Annotated in this window: 20 protein-coding genes; 10 read left to right on the top strand and 10 right to left on the bottom strand. The window is 56.7% G+C overall.

Features of this window, described 5'->3' with window-relative positions; all coding sequences use genetic code 11:
- Window positions 1–319: biotin/lipoyl-containing protein (locus G538_RS0114220; RefSeq protein ID WP_029069828.1), on the bottom strand; the 319-nt coding region annotated here is incomplete at its 3' end.
- A gap of 24 nt (window positions 320–343) precedes the next feature.
- On the bottom strand, window positions 344–1729 hold the full coding sequence (gene lpdA, locus G538_RS0114215; protein ID WP_029069827.1) for a dihydrolipoyl dehydrogenase: 1386 nt from the start codon (window positions 1727–1729) through the stop codon (window positions 344–346).
- A gap of 203 nt (window positions 1730–1932) precedes the next feature.
- Between lpdA and G538_RS0114210 the strand changes: the two genes are divergently transcribed.
- A complete protein-coding gene (locus G538_RS0114210; RefSeq protein WP_029069826.1) occupies window positions 1933–2268 on the top strand; it encodes a hypothetical protein in 336 nt (111 codons plus the stop codon).
- Window positions 2269–2332: 64 nt separating this feature from the next.
- On the opposite strand, the gene G538_RS0114205 is transcribed toward G538_RS0114210, so the two are convergent.
- Window positions 2333–3805: a leucyl aminopeptidase gene (locus tag G538_RS0114205; RefSeq protein WP_029069825.1), complete on the bottom strand. Its 1473-nt coding sequence runs from the start codon at window positions 3803–3805 to the stop codon at window positions 2333–2335.
- Window positions 3806–3859: 54 nt separating this feature from the next.
- Between G538_RS0114205 and G538_RS0114200 the strand changes: the two genes are divergently transcribed.
- The 3 genes from G538_RS0114200 to G538_RS0114190 are packed head-to-tail and all read left to right on the top strand — an operon-like array spanning window position 3860 to window position 5777.
- On the top strand, window positions 3860–4213 hold the full coding sequence (locus G538_RS0114200; protein ID WP_029069824.1) for a hypothetical protein: 354 nt from the start codon (window positions 3860–3862) through the stop codon (window positions 4211–4213).
- 39 nt (window positions 4214–4252) lie between these two features.
- Window positions 4253–4720, top strand: coding sequence for a hypothetical protein (locus G538_RS0114195; RefSeq protein WP_029069823.1), 468 nt, complete (start codon window positions 4253–4255; stop codon window positions 4718–4720).
- 10 nt (window positions 4721–4730) lie between these two features.
- Complete coding sequence (locus G538_RS0114190; RefSeq protein ID WP_029069822.1) at window positions 4731–5777, top strand: quinone-dependent dihydroorotate dehydrogenase; 1047 nt, start codon at window positions 4731–4733, stop codon at window positions 5775–5777.
- Window positions 5778–5850: 73 nt separating this feature from the next.
- Here G538_RS0114190 and G538_RS0114185 read toward each other — a convergent pair whose 3' ends face one another.
- Window positions 5851–6852, bottom strand: coding sequence for an aldo/keto reductase family protein (locus G538_RS0114185; protein WP_029069821.1), 1002 nt, complete (start codon window positions 6850–6852; stop codon window positions 5851–5853).
- A gap of 151 nt (window positions 6853–7003) precedes the next feature.
- A complete protein-coding gene (locus G538_RS0114180; RefSeq protein WP_029069820.1) occupies window positions 7004–7600 on the bottom strand; it encodes a DUF3043 domain-containing protein in 597 nt (198 codons plus the stop codon).
- An 80-nt stretch (window positions 7601–7680) separates the two neighbouring features.
- Here G538_RS0114180 and G538_RS17115 point away from each other — a divergent pair, with 80 nt between their 5' ends.
- Window positions 7681–9033 carry a dipeptidase gene (locus G538_RS17115; protein ID WP_035834394.1) on the top strand — a complete coding sequence of 451 codons (1353 nt, stop codon included), beginning with the start codon at window positions 7681–7683 and terminating at the stop codon, window positions 9031–9033.
- A 96-nt stretch (window positions 9034–9129) separates the two neighbouring features.
- Here the strand turns inward: G538_RS17115 and G538_RS0114170 are convergent, their stop codons facing one another.
- Together G538_RS0114170 and nadA are read right to left on the bottom strand one after the other, a co-directional pair.
- Entirely contained in the window at window positions 9130–9660 is a 531-nt protein-coding gene (locus G538_RS0114170) for an acyl-CoA thioesterase (RefSeq protein ID WP_029069819.1), read from the bottom strand.
- An 86-nt stretch (window positions 9661–9746) separates the two neighbouring features.
- Window positions 9747–10934: a quinolinate synthase NadA gene (gene nadA / locus G538_RS0114165; protein WP_051197276.1), complete on the bottom strand. Its 1188-nt coding sequence runs from the start codon at window positions 10932–10934 to the stop codon at window positions 9747–9749.
- 407 nt (window positions 10935–11341) lie between these two features.
- Here nadA and G538_RS0114160 point away from each other — a divergent pair, with 407 nt between their 5' ends.
- Together G538_RS0114160 and G538_RS0114155 are read left to right on the top strand one after the other, a co-directional pair.
- Window positions 11342–12145: a glycerate kinase gene (locus G538_RS0114160; protein ID WP_169514137.1), complete on the top strand. Its 804-nt coding sequence runs from the start codon at window positions 11342–11344 to the stop codon at window positions 12143–12145.
- A gap of 172 nt (window positions 12146–12317) precedes the next feature.
- Window positions 12318–12668, top strand: coding sequence for a HesB/IscA family protein (locus G538_RS0114155; RefSeq protein ID WP_029069816.1), 351 nt, complete (start codon window positions 12318–12320; stop codon window positions 12666–12668).
- A 103-nt stretch (window positions 12669–12771) separates the two neighbouring features.
- Here G538_RS0114155 and G538_RS17110 read toward each other — a convergent pair whose 3' ends face one another.
- From G538_RS17110 to G538_RS0114140, 3 genes are read right to left on the bottom strand one after another with little or no spacing between them, the layout of a single operon-like run.
- Entirely contained in the window at window positions 12772–13419 is a 648-nt protein-coding gene (locus G538_RS17110; protein WP_051197303.1) for a hypothetical protein, read from the bottom strand.
- A 58-nt stretch (window positions 13420–13477) separates the two neighbouring features.
- Window positions 13478–13711 (bottom strand): sulfurtransferase TusA family protein, encoded by a 234-nt coding sequence (locus G538_RS0114145; protein WP_029069815.1) that lies wholly within the window; start codon window positions 13709–13711, stop codon window positions 13478–13480.
- Complete coding sequence (locus G538_RS0114140) at window positions 13708–14883, bottom strand: cysteine desulfurase family protein (protein ID WP_029069814.1); 1176 nt, start codon at window positions 14881–14883, stop codon at window positions 13708–13710. Before G538_RS0114140 ends, G538_RS0114145 begins: the two co-directional genes overlap by 4 nt.
- 246 nt (window positions 14884–15129) lie before the next feature.
- Between G538_RS0114140 and ctaC the strand changes: the two genes are divergently transcribed.
- Genes ctaC through G538_RS0114125 form a run of 3 tightly spaced genes read left to right on the top strand, consistent with a single transcriptional unit; the run spans window position 15130 to window position 18181 of the window.
- Window positions 15130–16029, top strand: a complete 900-nt coding sequence (gene ctaC / locus G538_RS0114135; protein WP_029069813.1) for an aa3-type cytochrome oxidase subunit II — start codon at window positions 15130–15132, stop codon at window positions 16027–16029.
- Complete coding sequence (gene ctaD, locus G538_RS17105) at window positions 16029–17783, top strand: aa3-type cytochrome oxidase subunit I (protein ID WP_035834389.1); 1755 nt, start codon at window positions 16029–16031, stop codon at window positions 17781–17783. Before ctaC ends, ctaD begins: the two co-directional genes overlap by 1 nt.
- A complete protein-coding gene (locus G538_RS0114125) occupies window positions 17780–18181 on the top strand; it encodes a cytochrome c oxidase subunit 4 (protein WP_029069812.1) in 402 nt (133 codons plus the stop codon). Before ctaD ends, G538_RS0114125 begins: the two co-directional genes overlap by 4 nt.
- The last annotated feature ends 160 nt before the right edge of the window (window positions 18182–18341 follow it).

Here is an 18341-nt window from a genome sequence, read left to right as displayed (position 1 = left end):
CTGGTGCTGGGGTTTGTGCTGCGGGCGCTGGTGCTGATTCAGCGGCCGGTGCAGCTGATGCTGCGGCTGGGGCGGGTTGTGACCCGTCGCCGATGGTGGCGAGGTTAGCGCCGACCTCAACTGTTTCATCTTCCTCAACCATGATCGCTTCAAGAACTCCAGCGAAAGGTGAAGGAATTTCGGTGTCTACCTTGTCGGTGGATACCTCGAGGAGTGGTTCATCGACCTCGACGGTGTCGCCGACGTTCTTGAGCCAACGGGTGACGGTGCCTTCGGTGACGGACTCACCGAGCGCGGGCATTGTTACGGTGTTTGACATGACCTCTCCGGTCTCTTCACTAAATCAGTTATGTGCGTGCAGTGGCTTGCCAGCGAGAGCAAGGAATGCCTCGCCAAGGGCTTCGTTCTGAGTGGGGTGTGCGTGGATGAGTGACGCTACATCCTCAGGGTAGGCTTCCCAGTTCACGATGAGTTGACCTTCACCGACGAGCTCTCCAACGCGGGAGCCAATCATGTGAACACCGACAACCGGACCATCCTTTTGGCGCACCAGTTTGATGAAGCCTTGGGTGTTGAGGATCTTGCTCTTTCCGTTGCCAGCCAAGTTGTAGTCCAAGGTTTCGACGTTGTCGTCGCCGAACTTTTCCTTGGCGTGATTCTCGGTGAGACCGACTGAGGCAATTTCGGGTTCGCTGTATGTCACGCGAGGGATGCCAGATTCGACGATAGGTGCTGGGTTGAGGCCCAAAATTTGCTCGGCCACAAAGATGCCCTGAGCAAACCCGCGGTGTGCGAGCTGCAGTCCAGGAACGATGTCCCCAACTGCCCAAATGTTTCCAACACCTGTGTGCAGGCGTTCGTCAGTGAGGACGAAACCACGGTCCATACGAATGCCCTGGGCTTCGTAGCCTAGGTCAGCGGTACGTGGCCCGCGACCGATAGCAACCAGCATGACCTCTGCATCGAAGGTCTTTCCCGACTTCAACGTTACGTGAACGCCATTGTCGTCTTGGGTGACACCGTCAAACAGGTCACCAAGGTTGAAGGTGATGCCACGTTTGCGGAAGGCACGTTCAAGGGCTTTGGAGATGGCTTCGTCCTCGTTGGGCACCAGGTGAGGGAGCCCTTCAATGATGGTGACATCGGTTCCAAATGACTTCCACACGGAAGCGAACTCACAACCGATCACACCGCCACCTAGGACGATGGCTGACTTAGGAACGTAGTCCATGGCTAGTGCGTGCTCTGAGGTCATGACGCGACCTTCAATGGCAAGTCCAGGCAAGCTACGCGAGTAAGAACCAGTTGCCAGGATGACGTGCTTGCCGGTGTACTTCTGGCCGTTTACCTCAACGGCGTTGGGCCCAACAAGCTTGCCGTAGCCTTCAACCACAGTGATTTTGCGGGACTTGATCAGTCCCTGGAGGCCTTTGTAGAGGCCGTTGACCACGTTGGCTTTGTAGGCATTGACACCGTTCATGTCAATCGAATCGAAGGTTGCGTTGACACCAAATTGGTGGCCTTCGCGCACGTTGTCGGCAACTTCAGCCGCGTGCAGAAGAGCTTTGGTGGGGACGCATCCGTAGTGCAGGCAGGTGCCGCCGAGCTTGTCAGCTTCGATGAGCGCGACGTTCTGTCCGAGTTGTGCTGCGCGGAGCGCGGCGGCGTACCCACCGCTCCCTCCGCCCAAGACGACGATGTCAAAGTCGGTGCCGGGGGTTTCGGCCACGTTCTGCTCCTTCAGGCGCAAGATGTATGGGTTACTGTCCCATCTTGTCATCTAGTTGGTGGTTGCCAAAGTGGAAACAGCCCGATTCTGGTATCTCACGTGTGATTCTGCAGACAAAGGTCCCTGTTCGCTCGGCGTGGCGGTGTTATCTTCATGCGGGAAACATCCAGTTTTCGATCAGGTTTCTCACGTAGGCTTGTCCCATGTCTCTTTTCTCACGCTGGAAGTCGCGTCGGGCTGAGCCTGAGTCCGCCCCTGGGCCCCGAGGCCGTGGAAAGCGTGCCGTCGATGTCGACCATCTACAACGTTTCACACAGACTCGTGCTGGAGTGGAGGGTTACATTGAACCTGCGAACAGGGATTTTCCGGTTTCGCTTCTTCTTGTAGCCACCACCGGAGAGTGGACTCGGCGAACAGTTGGTTCTGCTGCCACTGGACGCTCGGTTGCAGCACAGCTAGGGATTCCCGTCTATGACGTGAATTTCACCGGCTACCCGCAGCGCATGCGCGACTGGAATTCTGCGCAACGAAAGCGCTAATCAACAACATATGAACGGCGGGCATCGTGAGCTATTGTCACGATGCCCGCCGTTTATTGTGTGCCTACTGTGAGTAGTCTTCCAGCAGAGTTAGGAGAGTGCGTACTCCGCAGCCTGTGCCACCCTTGGGTGTGTAGCCGTACGGGGAGCTCTCGTTGTATGAAGGCCCAGCGATGTCGAGGTGTGCCCAGGGGCGCCCACCAGTGAATTCTTTGAGGAAGTGCCCGGCAACGAGCATCCCTCCGTACCGTTGACCCATGTTTGCGATGTCTGCGACCTGGGAATCTAGCGTGGGGCGCAGTTCTTCAGGAAGTGGCATCGGCCAGAAAGCTTCGCCAGATTCCGTGGCTGCCGCGAGAACTTCTTCTACCGCGTGGTCTGTTCCCATCACAGCCGATACCCGGTTGCCCAAAGCCATCATTTGCGCGCCAGTCAGCGTGGCAATGTCCACGATCAGGTCGGGGTTTTCCTCACCGGCCGCCACCAAACCATCAGCCATCACCAAGCGGCCTTCGGCATCGGTGTTGAGGATTTCAACGGTTTTGCCGCCGCGAATTGTAATGACGTCTGAGGGGCGAACTGCACTCCCAGAGGGCATGTTCTCGGCAAGACACAAGTAACCATGGATCGCGACTGGCAAGGAAAGTTTTGCCGCAGCAACGATGGTGGAAAGTACGGCAGCGGCGCCAGCCATGTCAGATTTCATGGCTTCCATGCCAGCAGCAGGTTTGATGGAGATCCCGCCTGTGTCAAAGGTGATGCCCTTACCCACAAGGGCCACCTTTTTCTTTGCTTTTGCGGGTGTGTAGGACAACCGAACAAGCCGGGGCCCACGCGTTGAGCCTTGCCCCACTCCCAAGATTCCCCCGTATCCGCCTGAGGCCAGGGCCTTCTCGTCGAGAACAGTGACTTTGACGCTGGTGCCTTTGACCGCTGTTTTGGCTAGGTCTGCGAAAGCGGCAGGGAAGAGGTCGTTAGGGGGAGTGTTGACCAGGTCGCGTGTTGAGTGCAGCGCTTGCGCAAGTGCAACGATACGAGGTGTTGCCTTTTTGATCGCGGCTTGCCGGGCCAGAGGTGTTGCGATGTCGATGCGCGTCACAGGGACAGTGGTACCGGACTGTTCTGAGCGGTATGAGGTGTAGCTGTAAGCACCAAATAGTGCGCCTTCAGCGAGCGAAATGACTTCGCTCTCTTGGGTGGCAGGCAGGGCGATTGCCAGGCTCTCCATACCGGTGATGGCGCGGGTCGCGGAACCAGCAGCACGGCGCAGTTGTTCTTCGCGTCCATTGTGTGGTTCGCCAAGGCCGACAAGCGCGATGGTACGTGCAGTAAATCCTTGTGGGGCGGGTACTCGAACGATGCTGTCTGCCGCGGCGGAGGCACCCAAAGCACGTAGGTCAAGCCCTACAAGTGTGCTGGTGTTAAAGGTGTCCGGGCCGACGATGGTGGGAGTGTCATCAATGGACTCAACTCCCAGTACGAGGACGTCAGCGACGAGTTTGGTCAGGTCTTTGGTCGTAAAAGTTAGATCAGCCACTCCTTGATCTTACCTATGGCCGTGTAGTGCGGCGGATCAGGTAATCTCAAAGGCGTGTTCTTGCCGCTTTCTCTTGCAGTTTTCCTGTCCGCAACTGTGGTTTTGATGTGGTCTATCGCGTTTGTCGTGCGCGATCGCCCTGTTGTGCTTAAACAATTGTGGGCTGCTGCAGTCGTTGAGTGCTTGCTTGCTGTGCAAGCAGTTTCCGCTGCGGTTGCGCTGGTTGCTGTTGGGCGCGAAATCGTTGTGTGGGAGTACTGGGGGTATGTCTTTACTGCCCTGTTGGTGCTGCCAGCTGCGGCAGCGTGGGCGTTTGCCGAACGGACTAAGTGGAGTTCAGTGGTGCTTGCGGTGGCGGCGTTCACGGTGATTTTTCTTCAGTGGCGGCTTCTGCAACTGTGGGGCTGAGCGGGCGATAAGCGCGTTTGTGATGAAAAAGGTGATGAGTTGAGTAAATCTGCGTCGTGGAAACAACGGCTTGAACGCCGGCTCGACACCACTGAGCGCACAGTTGATCCGCGTGAAGGTGGAACGGGGCGTGGGTTTGGCCGTGTTGTTGTCACTATTTACGCAATTCTGGCTGTCGCAGCGACAGCTCGCGCCTTGTGGCAGTTGATTGACCACGGGCATCAAGCCCCGTTGCCTTATGCCCTGTCCTTGCTCGCAGGGGTGGTCTACATTGTGGCAACAGTTGCGTTAGCTCGGTCCGGACCAGTGGCCCGGCGGGTGGCATGGGTTGCCGTGTTGTTCGAGCTGGTGGGCGTTATCGCAGTGGGGATCGCAACTGTTGCGGTTCCGGGTTCCTTCCCTGACCAAACAGTGTGGTCGGGCTTTGGGCAAGGTTATGGGTACGTCCCACTGGTGTTGCCCTTCGTTGGGATATGGTGGCTGAGGCGTACCCGCGCCCCCAGGTGATTGGATAAGAATGTATCGCTTTGTCTTTCGTCATGTCTTCCAAAAAATGGACCCTGAGGTGGCACACACCTGGGTGCACCGGGGCATCACCGTCGCGGGGAAGGTGCCGTTCGTTGCACCCCTCGTGCAACGTGCTGTGGCGTCATACATTGATGACACCACTCTTGATGACCGCCGTATTGAGTTCGCTGGGCGCCGAGTGCCAGCACCTTTCGGTCTCGCTGGAGGGTTTGACAAGGATGCTCATGCAGTTCTTGGTTTAACGATGCTCGGCTTTGGTTTTGTTGAAATTGGGACCGTCACCGCGCGTCCGCAACCCGGCAATGACAAACCACGAATGTGGCGTGATGTCGCCGATGAATCGTTGCGTAACCGAATGGGATTCAACAACCGTGGAGCCCAAGAAGTGGCACACTCACTACGGGCTTTGCGGTCGACGGCTCGTGGACGCAAGGTTTTTCTTGGTGTGAACATCGGGAAGTCGAAAGTTACCCCACCACACGAGGCGGCAGCCGACTACGCAACCAGCGCGAGCCTGCTCGCACCCTATGCGGACTACCTCGTCGTGAATGTCTCTTCCCCAAACACACCTGGGCTGCGGGATTTGCAGGCAGTGGAATCTCTGCGACCAATTCTGGCAACTACCCGTGAGGCTGCAGATACAGCTACGCGTGCCGCAGGGCGCCGCCGAGTTCCCCTTCTGGTGAAGATCGCCCCAGATCTCGCCGATGATGACGTGGTTCAGGTTGCTCAACTAGTGACAGAACTCGAATTAGACGGCGTTGTTGCCGTTAACACCACAATCAACCACGATCGCGGCCCTGGAGGTCTCTCAGGGCCTCCGGAACGCCAACGAGGCCTTGAGGTGGTGCGCCTTCTGCGACAAACCCTTGGTGATGGCCCAATGATCATGGGTGTGGGCGGTATTAGTACTGCTCAAGATGCCACAGCATATTTCCACGCTGGTGCCAACCTCGTGCAGGGATACACCGGGTTTGTGTATAACGGACCGCTGTGGGCACGACGCATCAACAAGGCGCTACTGGGAACTCGCTAGTTCCTCTACAGCTGAACCACATGTGGGCCGAACCTCACGAGAGGTTCGGCCCACATGTGCGTGATGAGGAAGATTACCGTTGCTTTGGCTGGTCTTCGAATGTGCGCTGAGGGTTCCGCTCAACAGCATCGCCGAGGATCTCATCAATCTTTGCCATGAGGTCTTCGGGGATCTCTACACCAGAGGCCGCGACGTTTTCTGAGACCTGCTCAGGGCGTGACGCTCCAATGATGGCTGAGGCGACGTTGGGGTTTTGCAATACCCACGCGACGCCTAGTTGAGCCATCGACAGTTCCAGTTCTTCTGCGATGGGCTTAAGGTTCTGCACACGTGTCAATACGTCATCATTCATTGCCGCGCGGATGAAACGTGACACGGAATCGCTTGATGCACGTGATCCTGCAGGGTATTCCTTGCCTGGCAGGTACTTGCCAGTCAGAATGCCTTGAGCAAGGGGAGACCAGACGATCTGTGACAAGCCCAGTTCTTGGCTGGTAGGAACAACCTCTTCCTCGATGACACGCCACAGCATGTTGTACTGCGGTTGTGAAGAAATCAGTTGGAAGCCAAGTTCTTTGGCGTAACGGTGACCTTCGCGGATCTGCTCTGCAGTCCACTCCGATACACCAATGTAGAGAGCTTTACCTTGACGCACGACATCCGCGAAAGCGATCATCGTTTCTTCCAACGGTGTGGAGTGGTCGTAGCGGTGCGCTTGGTAGAGGTCGACGTAGTCGGTGCCCAGGCGGGTCAATGAGCCATTAATGGACTCCATGATGTGCTTGCGCGACAGACCAGTGTCATTGGGACCCATGGGGCCAGTTGGCCAGTACACCTTGGTGAGGATCTCTAAGGATTCGCGCCGCTGCCCAGCTAGCGCTTCGCCGAGAACAACCTCTGCTTTGGTGTTTGCGTAGGTGTCGGCTGTGTCGAAAGTCGTAATGCCTGCATCGAGTGCGGCGTTGACGCAGAGCTTGGCCTGCTCGTTTTCCACTTGGGATGCGTGGGTGAGCCAGTTGCCGAAGATGATTTCTGAAACTTTGAGGCCTGAGTTGCCTAGATATACATGTTGCATATCCCCACACTATGCCGTGATGCGTGCCTGCGCATGTGTGGGCAGGCACGCATCATCGTCATATTCTCTGAGGGCGAACACGCAGGTCGTGGGCACCTTGGAGGGGTTATGAGGCTTTTCTGAGGGTGTGAGTCCTCGGTGATTGCAATGTTTAGGAGGGGTAGTTACCGTGCTTGACCATGGGCTTAGGTAAGCGTGCACGGCGGATCTGGAATGCGCGCATCACCGCGTACATAGCCAGACCGCGTTGCATGAGGGCGTCTTGCCCAAACTTCGCCACAAGGCGCTTTTTGAGTTGTCGCCACAAAATGAAACCATCAGCGATGGCAAGGATCACAACGACGTACATCCCGATGAGCCCTGCGAGGACAATCTCGGCGGGAAGAACCTGGGAGAACAGTGTGACAACCAAGAAGAGCAACGCGATAAACAGGAAATACTCACCCATGTTGCGCCGCGCATCAACAAAATTGCGAATATACCGTTTGACCGGCCCGCGGTCACGGTAAGGCATTTTGGATTCGTCGCCAGTCTTCATGGCTTCGTATTCCAACTCGCGCTGGTCACGTTGAGCGGCACGAGCAGCCTTAGCGGCAGCTCGCCGATCCGTGGGCACGAGGGGGCGCTTCCGGGCGGCCTCAGCTTCAGCACGCGAACGCGTGGGGCGTCCTTTGCCCGTGTGATACGGCGCGGGAGTGTTGGCTGACGTGTCGTCATTGTCCTGTGGGGCGGGCTTCTTTGAACTCACCCCATCATTCTAGGGGACACCGCAGGTACGCAGAGCCACCACCCCAACAACTGGGGGGAGCAACGCAGTAGGCTAGACGCGTGAGTGACCACACAACATTACAGACCACAGTAGCCAACATCTTCCCTGACCTCGTGGAAGACCTTCGCAATCTCGTACGCATACCTAGCGTTTCCGCCCCGGCGTTTGATCAACAGCATGTGGCAGACAGTGCGCAGGCAGTTGCGGACCTCCTAACCAAGCAAGGCATCGACGATGTCCGTATCGTCTCAGCAGGACAGTCTCGGCCAGCAGTGCTCGCTAAAATCCCTGCGCCAGAGGGTAAACCCACCGTCTTGCTTTACGCCCACCATGACGTGCAACCCCCGGGGGATGAGTCCTCGTGGAACACACCGCCGTTTGAACCAACCGAGATCGGCCCGCGTATGTACGGGCGCGGTGCTGCCGATGACAAAGCCGGGATCATCGCTCACCTTGGTGCTTTGCGCGCGTTGGGGGATGACTTGGGTGTGGGAGTGACACTTTTCTTCGAAGGTGAAGAAGAAATCGGTTCGCCATACTTCACCGAGTTTCTTGCGCAGTACCGTGAAGAACTTCGCGCAGACGCAATTGTCGTTGCTGACTCAGCGAACTGGAAGGTGGGGGTACCTGCTCTCACCACATCGTTGCGTGGTCTTGTTGACTGCGTCGTTGAGGTTGAGGTGCTCAGCCATGCGGTGCACTCAGGAATGTTTGGTGGACCAGTTCTGGATGCTGTAACAGTCTTGGCCCGCTTGATCGCGACCCTTCACGACGCTGACGGAAACGTTGCCGTTTCAGGGCTTGTGCAAGGTGCCGAACCAGCTGTTGATTACACAGAGGAAGACTTCCGTGCGGATTCAGGCCTTCTTGGTGGGGTAGAGCTAGCTGGGTCGGGCACTATCGCTGGACGTCTGTGGACAAAACCTGCGATTTCAATTATTGGTTTTGACGCGCCTAGCGTTGCGTTGTCGTCAAATACTCTGACCTCTCGCGCCCAAGCGAAGGTTTCGATGCGTATTGCCCCCGGGCAAGATCCAGCTCAAGCACTCGAGGCGTTGCGCAGCCACCTTCTCGAAAACGCTCCACTCAGTGCTCGGGTCACTGTGCATGATGGTGAACTGGGGAAACCGTTCTTGGCACCTGCCGACTCAGCAGCGATGCGTGCGGCCCGCGCTGCCTTCGCGCAGGCATGGGGCACCGACCCTGTTGACATCGGCATTGGGGGATCTATCCCGTTCATTGCTGATTTGTTGGAGGTCTACCCTGACGCGTCGATCCTGGTAACAGGGGTAGAGGATCCGGACTCTCGTGCACATGGTGCGAACGAGTCCGTTGATCTTGTTGAACTGCAGAAAGTTGTGCTGGCTGAGGCTCTGTTGTTGAGTAACCTCGCACAAAAAACTGGCGAATGACACATGAGGGGTGTGGACGTGCCGTGAGGTGCGCCCACACCCCTTGTGCGTTTGTGCTGCGGTGGCAAGCGCACATTACGTGATGCGTGAGCCTCTTTAACGAGGCCGGTACGCTACGCCGACTGCTTGCGCCCATCCAGCCATGTCACTGGGGAGTTCTGGACTTGTGGCGGGTCCGTCAAAGAGTTCCATCACGTCGGGAGCATCAACTTTCCCCGCACGTTTAGAGAGAAACCGCCCTGCGATAAAAGCCCTAGTGACTAGATCGTCGCGGTGGTAGATGGACTGCTCAAGGTACACAATGCGAGGGTCCCAACCAACGATGCGAGTACGGACCTGCGCCGATTGCCCCAACAACAGTGAACGTTTGTACACCACGCTTGAGGCGGCAACGACCGGATACCATCCGCGTGGATTGAGCAATCGATAGCCGTCAAGGTCAGCGATAAAGTGAGCGCGCCCAGTGTCCATCATGTTTAAGTACACGGCATTGTTGACATGCACATAGATGTCTAAATCACCAGGGCGCACTCGCGTGTTGTAGATCGAGGTGTCCATGATCGTGAAGCCAGGTCGTGGCTTGCGTGGCAGGAACGTAGCACGTGCGAGGGTTATCTGACGGGTCACCTGATACAGGCTACTACGGGTATCACGTACCGGTCATACTGCACGGCCGCAGAGCGACGATGTCTCACTTCCGCGCCCGAACGCCATCAGATTCCAGGCAGGGCAAGCATTTGATCCAATGCAGCTTTAGCCCAGCGTGCGTCATCATCATTCACGACGATCTGGTTCACGACACGCCCAGCGAGCAAAGACTCCATCACCCACACCAAGTGAGGCAAATCAATCCGGTTCATGGTGGAACAGAAGCACACCGTGGAATCCAAGTAGTGGATGTTTTTGTCTGGGTGGGCATTTGCCAGGCGCCGGACAAGGTTGAGTTCCGTGCCGATTGCCCATGACGAGCCAGCCGGTGCTGCATCGAGAGTTTTAATGATGAACTCTGTGGACCCGACAAAATCAGAGGCGGCAATGACCTCGTTTTTGCATTCAGGGTGAGCCAAAATATTGACATCAGGCACCTTGGCGCGCATCTCTTCGATGTTGCGCAGCGAGAAGCGACCATGCACGGAGCAGTGACCACGCCACAAAATCATCCGGGCGTCACGCAATTGCTCAGTGGTCAAGCCACCCTGCGGTTTGCGGGGGTCGAAGACCACGCAGTCATCAAGCGACAAACCCAGCTGCAGCACAGCAGTATTACGCCCTAAGTGTTGGTCGGGAAGGAAAAACACCTTGCCATTACCCTCAACGCCACCAACCTGATCGAAAGCCCACCTCAAGGCAACTTCAGCATTGGATGAGGTGCACACTGTCCCCTCGTGGCGGCCGGTGAACGCTTTGATCGCAGCAGACGAGTTCATGTACGTCACTGGAACCGTGGCATCCGCGACCCCCGCGTCAATGAGAGTGTCCCAAGCATCTTCCACTTGGTTGATCTCGGCCATGTCTGCCATTGAACAGCCAGCGGCAAGATCCGGCAGGATCACCTTCTGGTGATCTGAGGTCAGGATGTCCGCGCTCTCAGCCATGAAGTGAACCCCGCAAAAGAGGATGAACTCAGCATCAGGGCGGGCGGCTGCCTCACGGGCAAGCTTGAAGGAATCTCCGGTGATATCAGCAAAGTCGATGACCTCGTCACGCTGATAGTGGTGACCCAAGATGAAAGCACGATCACCGAGTGTCGCACGTGCTGTTTTGGCGCGCTCGACAAGGTCAGGGTCAGAGGCTGCGGGTAAGCCACCCGTGCACTCCACTCCACGTTCCGAAGCGAGATCAGTCTTTTGCCCGAGCAGCAAAAGAGCTGGGGACTGGTGGGGCTCAGCGAAGGTCGTCATGGAAGTCACCCTGTCATTTTCCCACACACCGCACTGCCGGTGTCCACCACACGTCCCAGGCCTTAGGTATGTGGCAGACTGCTGCCATGCGTGTCACTGTCATCGTCGACCCTTCGACAAGCACCGATACCCCTCTTCCTGCCAGTGTGGATCTTGCTGCAGCATGGCAGAAATCCGTGCCCTCAGCGCACACCTCCCCCGTCACGTTTCCCACGTCTGTTCGGGCATACGCCATGAACGCCTCGCACAATGCACAATCTTTTCGCAGCGATCAAAACGTCACACGCAAAGGTAGTCCACAGCGGGGCAGCTTAAGCCTGTGCCAGATGGATACCGATGCGCATATCGTGTCCGTTGCCCAATCTCTCGCAACGGCGGTAGGTCGGACGGCGTGCACGGATGCACCTATGCAGCCCAACAGCCTGCACATCACCGGGGGAGGGCACTCGTCCGTTTTCTTGGCCGTACCTCATCAGGTCGTTGCCCTCGACCACGCCATGCCTGCACCACGAGGGTGGTGGGCTTTCCGGGAATTCCTCAGTGCAGTTGGAGTGACAACAACACTGCAGTGGGGGCAAGTACTCGATCCTGATGTCATCAAAGATTTCTCAGCGGCACTCCGGGAAGTGTCAGAGCGCATCGATTCGCGTGCACTAACCGTGCTGTGGGATCAACCCACCCCGCTGACCGGATTTCACGGGCTGTCAGCCACAAATGCTCTGGACGAGGTCGTTGAGTCACAAGAAGCCCAACACCATGAACGATGGTTGGGTGAACTTGCCGACAAGATTCACCCCCCGACACAGCCATTACTCGCGGAACAAAGCACAGCCCGCCAACGTGCCCGTGCGGATGGATCAGGTGCCGGTGGAGGCCTCGCATGGTTTCTGTCGCTCTTGGGCGTACGGCACACAGCACTAGCCCCATGGCTATGGCACCACGTTGACCTCTCGGAACAGTGCAAAAACAGTGATCTCATCGTTGTCGTCCAGCAGAATCTCGATGCACGTACACTCTCCCGCTCAGCAGCAGGACTGGCTGGTGCGGCTGCACAAAACTATGCGGTACCTGTCATTGTCCTCACACATGACTGCCTGATGAACCGCAGAGAACTGGCCGAACACGGAGTAACAGCCGCCTACACATCATCCTCTGGCGATCTTCTCCACGATGCACAGCGCATCGCACGATCGTGGAACAACCTTTTGTGACGAAGAACTTTGAAGAAAACCACACCTGCGTACTACGCTGAGGGAGATGGAATAACTGCGCGGTACACGATGTTCACGTATCTGTACTGCGCGCCATCCGCGTGCTGGCCAACAGGGCCGCGCAGGCAAGACGCGGCGCGAAGACGCCACACCAGCGTGTTTGGAGAACAACATGAGTGAAGCAACAGAGGTCGGAACCCACGGCGTAAACCTCAGCGACGTCGCAGCCCAGAAAATCCGCACCCTGCTTGAACAAGAGGGGCGTGACGATCTTCGCCTGCGTGTTGCAGTGCAGCCCGGTGGCTGCTCTGGCTTGATCTACCAGCTCTACTTCGACGAGCGAGTGCTCGACGGTGACGCACTGCGCGACTTTGACGGTGTTGAGGTTGTGGTTGACAAGATGAGCGTCCCATACCTCGATGGTGCAACGATCGACTTTGCTGACACCATCGAACAACAGGGGTTCACCATTGATAACCCCAACGCTGGTGAAGGCTGCGCTTGCGGCGGTTCATTCGCCTAAGCAACAGCTTGTTCACTAGCTAGGTGAGACACAGCAAATATTTTGGCAGAGCGAGAGCACGGGTACATTACCCGTGCTCCCGCTCTTCTTTGAAGTACGTGTCTTAATCGCGAGAGTGGTGCGCAAAGAGTTCAGTTAATGCCTGTCGATCCTTTTCGATCGCCTGTTCGACGTCAGCTGGAGAGTCTTGTTCCCAGTAGTGGTCATCTTCGCGGCGTTGCTCGAGGACGTCTTCCACTGTGAATGACTCGCCTAACCGGTACGGTTCGATGCAGTATGAAAAACCGGAGTCTTCCCATAGATCGAGGTCATGGGTTTGACAGTAATCAACTAATCCTTGTGCAATGTGCCACTGGGTGCCATCACACCAGAAGATACCTCCGGCGTAGTGCACCGTTGCCCCAGTAGCATCATCAACAAGGTTCAGTGATTCATAGTTCTCCGGCTGATTGAGCACCACAGACAACATGTCCTCGGGCACACCAGCGTAAAGAGCGAGTTGCTCCGCATAAGTGCCGGTACCAAAAAGGTTCAGCGGTGACTCATGGTCGAATGTCAGCAGCAGCACCCGGCCATCGGAGAAAAAGTGCCACACCGTTGACTGACCGCCACCATCGTTCCACACCCAGCGTTGGCCAACGCTGTTGGCTCCGTGGTCGATGTCTTCTCGGCATAGTTCCACAAGCGTTGCCCTGCGTAGCACTTCGTCAAGGTTGGTACGTTGAAGTGACTCCCATGTTTCTTCGGACATAGCGTCCTCTTCCTGTGTTTCGGTGGGGTGTGACGTGAGGTTCAGTATGGTGTGTCTGTCAGACACCAGTTGCAGTGACCACAAACGACACGGACCAGTGTGGTTCCGTCGTGTAGTTGGGTGCGCTGCACGTATGGCCTTTCATTCGTGCCCAGGCAGGGATGTCGTACTCCGCCGCTGGGTCAGACGCAATCACGCGTACTTGTGCCCCCGGAGGGCCCTCTTGGATGAGGCGCGCGAGCCGGATTACTGGCAATGGGCATCGTAAACCGGTGGCATCACACTCAATCACAGGTCAGACACCCCTAGCTGGCGACGTACTGTAGCGACAATATCTGGCAATTCTTGACAGAATCTCTCGACTTGCTCCTGGGTTGCCGAACGGTCAAGGGCTATTCGAACATTCCCATGTGTGAGGACCCCCATCGCTGCGAGGACATGCGAGGGCTGAAGTGACAGCGATGTGCACGCCGAACCGGAACCCACGGCGTATCCGCGCCGGTCACACTCGGTGACTAGTGCCTCACCATCTACATAGAGACAAGAGAATGTGGCGACGTGGGGGAGTCGGTCTAGGGGGTCACCCACGACTTCACAGTCTGGGATAGTTGCGGCCGCAGAACGAATCTTTGTGATCAGGTCAGTTGACCGCGACGACCAACTTGCCCGTTCACGCTCTGCCTCGAGTAAGGTCACAGCGGCTGCAAAAGCCGCAGGAATGTTGACGACACCAGGGAACCACGGCGAAGAGTCCTCTGGCCACGTACGCCGGAAACGAGTGCGTGGCCGTACCGCCAACACCCCAATGCCCTGCCCCCCGCCCCAATCTGCAGGCTGAGCCACTAGTGCATCCCAACTGTGGGGGACTGCAATATGGCCGATGCTCGCCCCTGCATCCACGAGGAGAGGGACATTGGCAGTTTGGGCTGCCTCATATGCCTCTGTCAGGGGTTGAACTGTCCCTACCTCGGGGTTGGCTTGTTGAAGGATTGCGACAGCAGTGTCAGCGCGGCGCAGGGCGTCAATGAAGTCAGGGAGTAGTACACGCCCTGCTGTATCTACGGGAACGACAGTGGTTTGCGCTTCGGCGTAGGTCAATGCATTGAGAATGGCTGAGCGCTCTACGGCCGATACCGCGACGTGAGATCCGATGCGTCGGCGACCAGCAAGTATCGCGCTTGTTGCCCGGTGCAGTGCCTCAACGTGGGAAGGCGCGAAGTGAATGTCCTTGGTCGACACCCCGAAAACACCGGCAATCGCTTCCCTCGCACCATCGAGCAGAGAAGCTGCCCGCCGACTTTCCGTGTGGAGTCGTGTTGGGTCAGCCCAACCATCCTCGAGTGCTTGTCGGTAGGCCGTTTGTCCTGCCTGGGTGATGCGTTGACTTCCGCTGGCATCGAAAAAGGCACGTTGGCGGGCAGTGGTGGTATCGGATGATGAGTGTGCTGGGGGGATGGAAGTCATGCGCTCATCGCCCTCGGTACTTTTGTGAAGATCTTACTGTGAGGGTCACAAAGAAAACGAGATACTGACACAACTTCTCCATCTGTTAGCAACTCCTTGCTGTGCGGCAATTGTCACACGGAATCAGCGGTTTTGATTCACGCTTCCACCTGATTGCGCGTTACGCTAACAGGTGTCGAGGACGAAGGTCCTGTGTGATGCCCGAAAACGGGCGGGGTGCAGGACGTGAAGTGAAAGGCTCCCCCCTTGAGCTCGCAGAAGCCAACAAACAACGTGTCACGGAAAGGCCGCCTCCTCGGAGCAGCGGCCATCGTAGCGTTGACCCTGTCAGCATGCTCACCAGAAGCTAAGCGTGGCTGGTTACCAGGATACGAAGACGGTCCTGTCACCAACATGACTGAGCGGATCACCCACCTGTGGGTCAGTTCGTGGATCGCAGCACTCATCGTTGGAGTCCTCGTTTGGGGACTGACCATCTGGTGTGTCGTTGCGTACCGCAAACGAAAAGGTGACAACCAGCTACCAGTTCAAACCCGGTACCACCTGCCGTTGGAAATCCTGTACACCGCTGTGCCTGTTGTCATGGTCGGTGTGCTCTTTTTCTACACCCAGCGTGACATGACCGCGATTCGCGATACATCGGCAGAGCCGAGCATCGAAATCGAAGTCTACGGAAAGCAATGGAGCTGGGACTTTAACTACCTCAGCGACGAGGTCTACGACTTCGGCATTCACGCCGAAAACGTTGGAGAACTTGAAGGGAGCCTCGGTGACCGAGGAACCCACGAGTCATTCCCCACGTTGTACCTCCCCGTTGGTGAGACGGTTGAATTCACGCTGAAGTCGCGTGACGTCATCCACTCCTTCTGGATCCCAGCCTTCCTCGACAAAATGGACATGATCCCAGGGCGAGTTAACACATGGCAGGTCACCCCGTTGCGTGAGGGGATCTACGCCGGTAAATGCGCAGAACTCTGCGGTGAATACCACTCCGGCATGCTGTTCAATGTTGCAGTAGTTTCCCGCGACGAATACGACGCATACATTGATGAGCTCCGCGAAGAAGGCAACACCGGACGCCTCGATGACAGCTACTCACGCTTGCAAGCAACCGACTCTGACTCCGCGGAAGGAAGTGACAACTGATGGCCGACGACGCACTCGTCCCAGGGCTGCCACCACGGCGCCAGAGCCTCGGCAGCATCGTCGTCAAGTGGATCACATCCACTGACCACAAAACTATCGGGTACATGTACCTGATCGCCTCCTTCATTTTCTTCTGCATCGGCGGCCTCATGGCCCTCGTGATCCGCGCAGAACTCTTTGCTCCAGGCATCCAAATCGTTCAGAGCAACGAGCAGTACAACCAGTTGTTCACCATGCACGGCACAATCATGCTGTTGCTCTTCGCGACACCACTGTTTGCTGGTTTTGCCAACGTGCTGGTGCCCTTGCAAATCGGTGCGCCTGACGTCGCTTTCCCACGGTTGAATGCCTTCGCGTTTTGGCTTTTCCTCTTCGGCGGATTGATCGCTTCGTCAGGGTTCTTCACTCGCCAGGGCGCCGCATCCTTCGGGTGGTTCGCTTACGCACCACTGTCGAACACCACTTACAGCCCAGGGCTCGGTGGTGACCTGTGGGTCTTTGGTTTAGCCCTTGGTGGGTTTGGAACCATCCTCGGTGGTGTCAACTTCATCACCACAATCATCACGATGCGTGCACCGGGCATGACAATGTTCCGTATGCCGATCTTCACCTGGAACACCCTGGTGACATCGATGCTGATCCTCATGGCGTTCCCACCCCTAGCAGCAGCTCTCTTCGCGCTCGGTGCTGACCGTCGATTCGGCGCACAGATCTTCAACCCGGAAAACGGGGGAGCGATCCTGTGGCAACACCTCTTCTGGTTCTTCGGGCACCCTGAGGTGTACATCATCGCGCTGCCGTTCTTTGGTATCGTCTCCGAAATTTTCCCAGTATTCTCGCGGAAACCAATTTTCGGTTACAAAGGTCTGATCTACGCGACAATCGCTATCGCAGCATTGTCTGTCACCGTGTGGGCTCACCACATGTACGTCACTGGTGCGGTCCTTTTGCCATTCTTCTCATTCATGACGATGGCAATTGCGATTCCGACAGGTGTGAAATTCTTTAACTGGATAGGCACGATGTGGCGAGGGAAACTCACCTTCGAAACGCCGATGCTGTGGTCAATTGGATTCCTCGTCACCTTCCTCTTCGGTGGGCTAACTGGAGTTATCCTGGCGAGCCCTGCCATGGACTTCCACATCTCTGACACCTACTTCGTGGTTGCGCACTTCCACTACGTGGTCTTCGGGACCGTGGTGTTTGCCATGTTTGCTGGTTTCTACTTCTGGTGGCCAAAATTCACCGGGAAGATGCTCAACGAGCGGCTCGGCAAAATCCACTTCTGGTTGTTGTTCTTTGGCTTCCACGCAACATTCCTCGTCCAGCACGTTTTGGGTGTCGAAGGCATGCCACGCCGCTACGCGGACTACCTCCAAGAGGACGGCTTCACCTTCCTCAACCAAGTCTCCACCGTCGGGTCATTTGTTCTTGCTGCATCGACGCTCCCGTTCCTGTGGAACGTCTACGTCACTGCGAAGAACGCACCCAAGGTCACTGTTGACGACCCATGGGGCTTCGGAGCTTCTCTGGAATGGGCAACATCATGCCCACCACCACGACACAACTTCACCTCACTACCACGCATCCGTTCAGAGCGGCCAGCCATCGACCTCCACTACCCGGAGATCGAAGCAATGGAACACAAGGTTGCGGGGCAAACACCTCTTGATGATGTGTACGGTGAGGCTGACCGCACTGGTCAAGAAGAAGTCACTACCGAACGCGCCCAGCGAAAGGCTGAAGGCAAGTGAAAATCGAAGCAAACCTCTTCAGTTACCTCACTCCGTTCTTCCTCATCGTCGCAGTGGTGTATGGGTTCATGAGCGGTTGGTCAGAACCTGTTGGGACGACCTCCCTCTTCCTCACTGCAGGGCTAGTTGCCATGGTGGGGTGGTATCTCTCCCACACGGCGAAGCATATTGACCCACGCCCCGAAGATGACCCTGAAGGTGACATCTCCCAAGGTGCAGGGGACCAGGGGTTCTATTCGCCGTGGAGCTGGTGGCCAGTTGCTCTTGCTGGGTCAGTAGCAGTTTGCTTCCTCGGACTCGCAGCTGGCTGGTGGATCTTCTACATCGGAGCCGCAATTGGTGTGATCACACTCGTCGGGTGGGTAATGGAATACTCACGCGGCAACCACGCACACTAAACACATCACGAGCCTTCCTCCGGCAGGTAACGAACAGCGGGTGGGTTTCAGGATTTACGTCCTGAAACCCACCCGCTGTTCGTTGTACGCGGTATTCGTTGTACGCGGTGCAATACAAAAATTGAGCTTAGAGACCACCATCTAAACGGACTTATGGAAA

It is taken from the genome of Jonesia quinghaiensis DSM 15701 (assembly GCF_000423205.1).
In the GTDB taxonomy this organism is placed as follows: Bacteria; Actinomycetota; Actinomycetes; order Actinomycetales; family Cellulomonadaceae; genus Jonesia; species Jonesia quinghaiensis.
The sequence above is the reverse complement of the archived record's forward strand: the minus strand, read 5'-3'. Positions and strand labels throughout refer to the sequence as shown.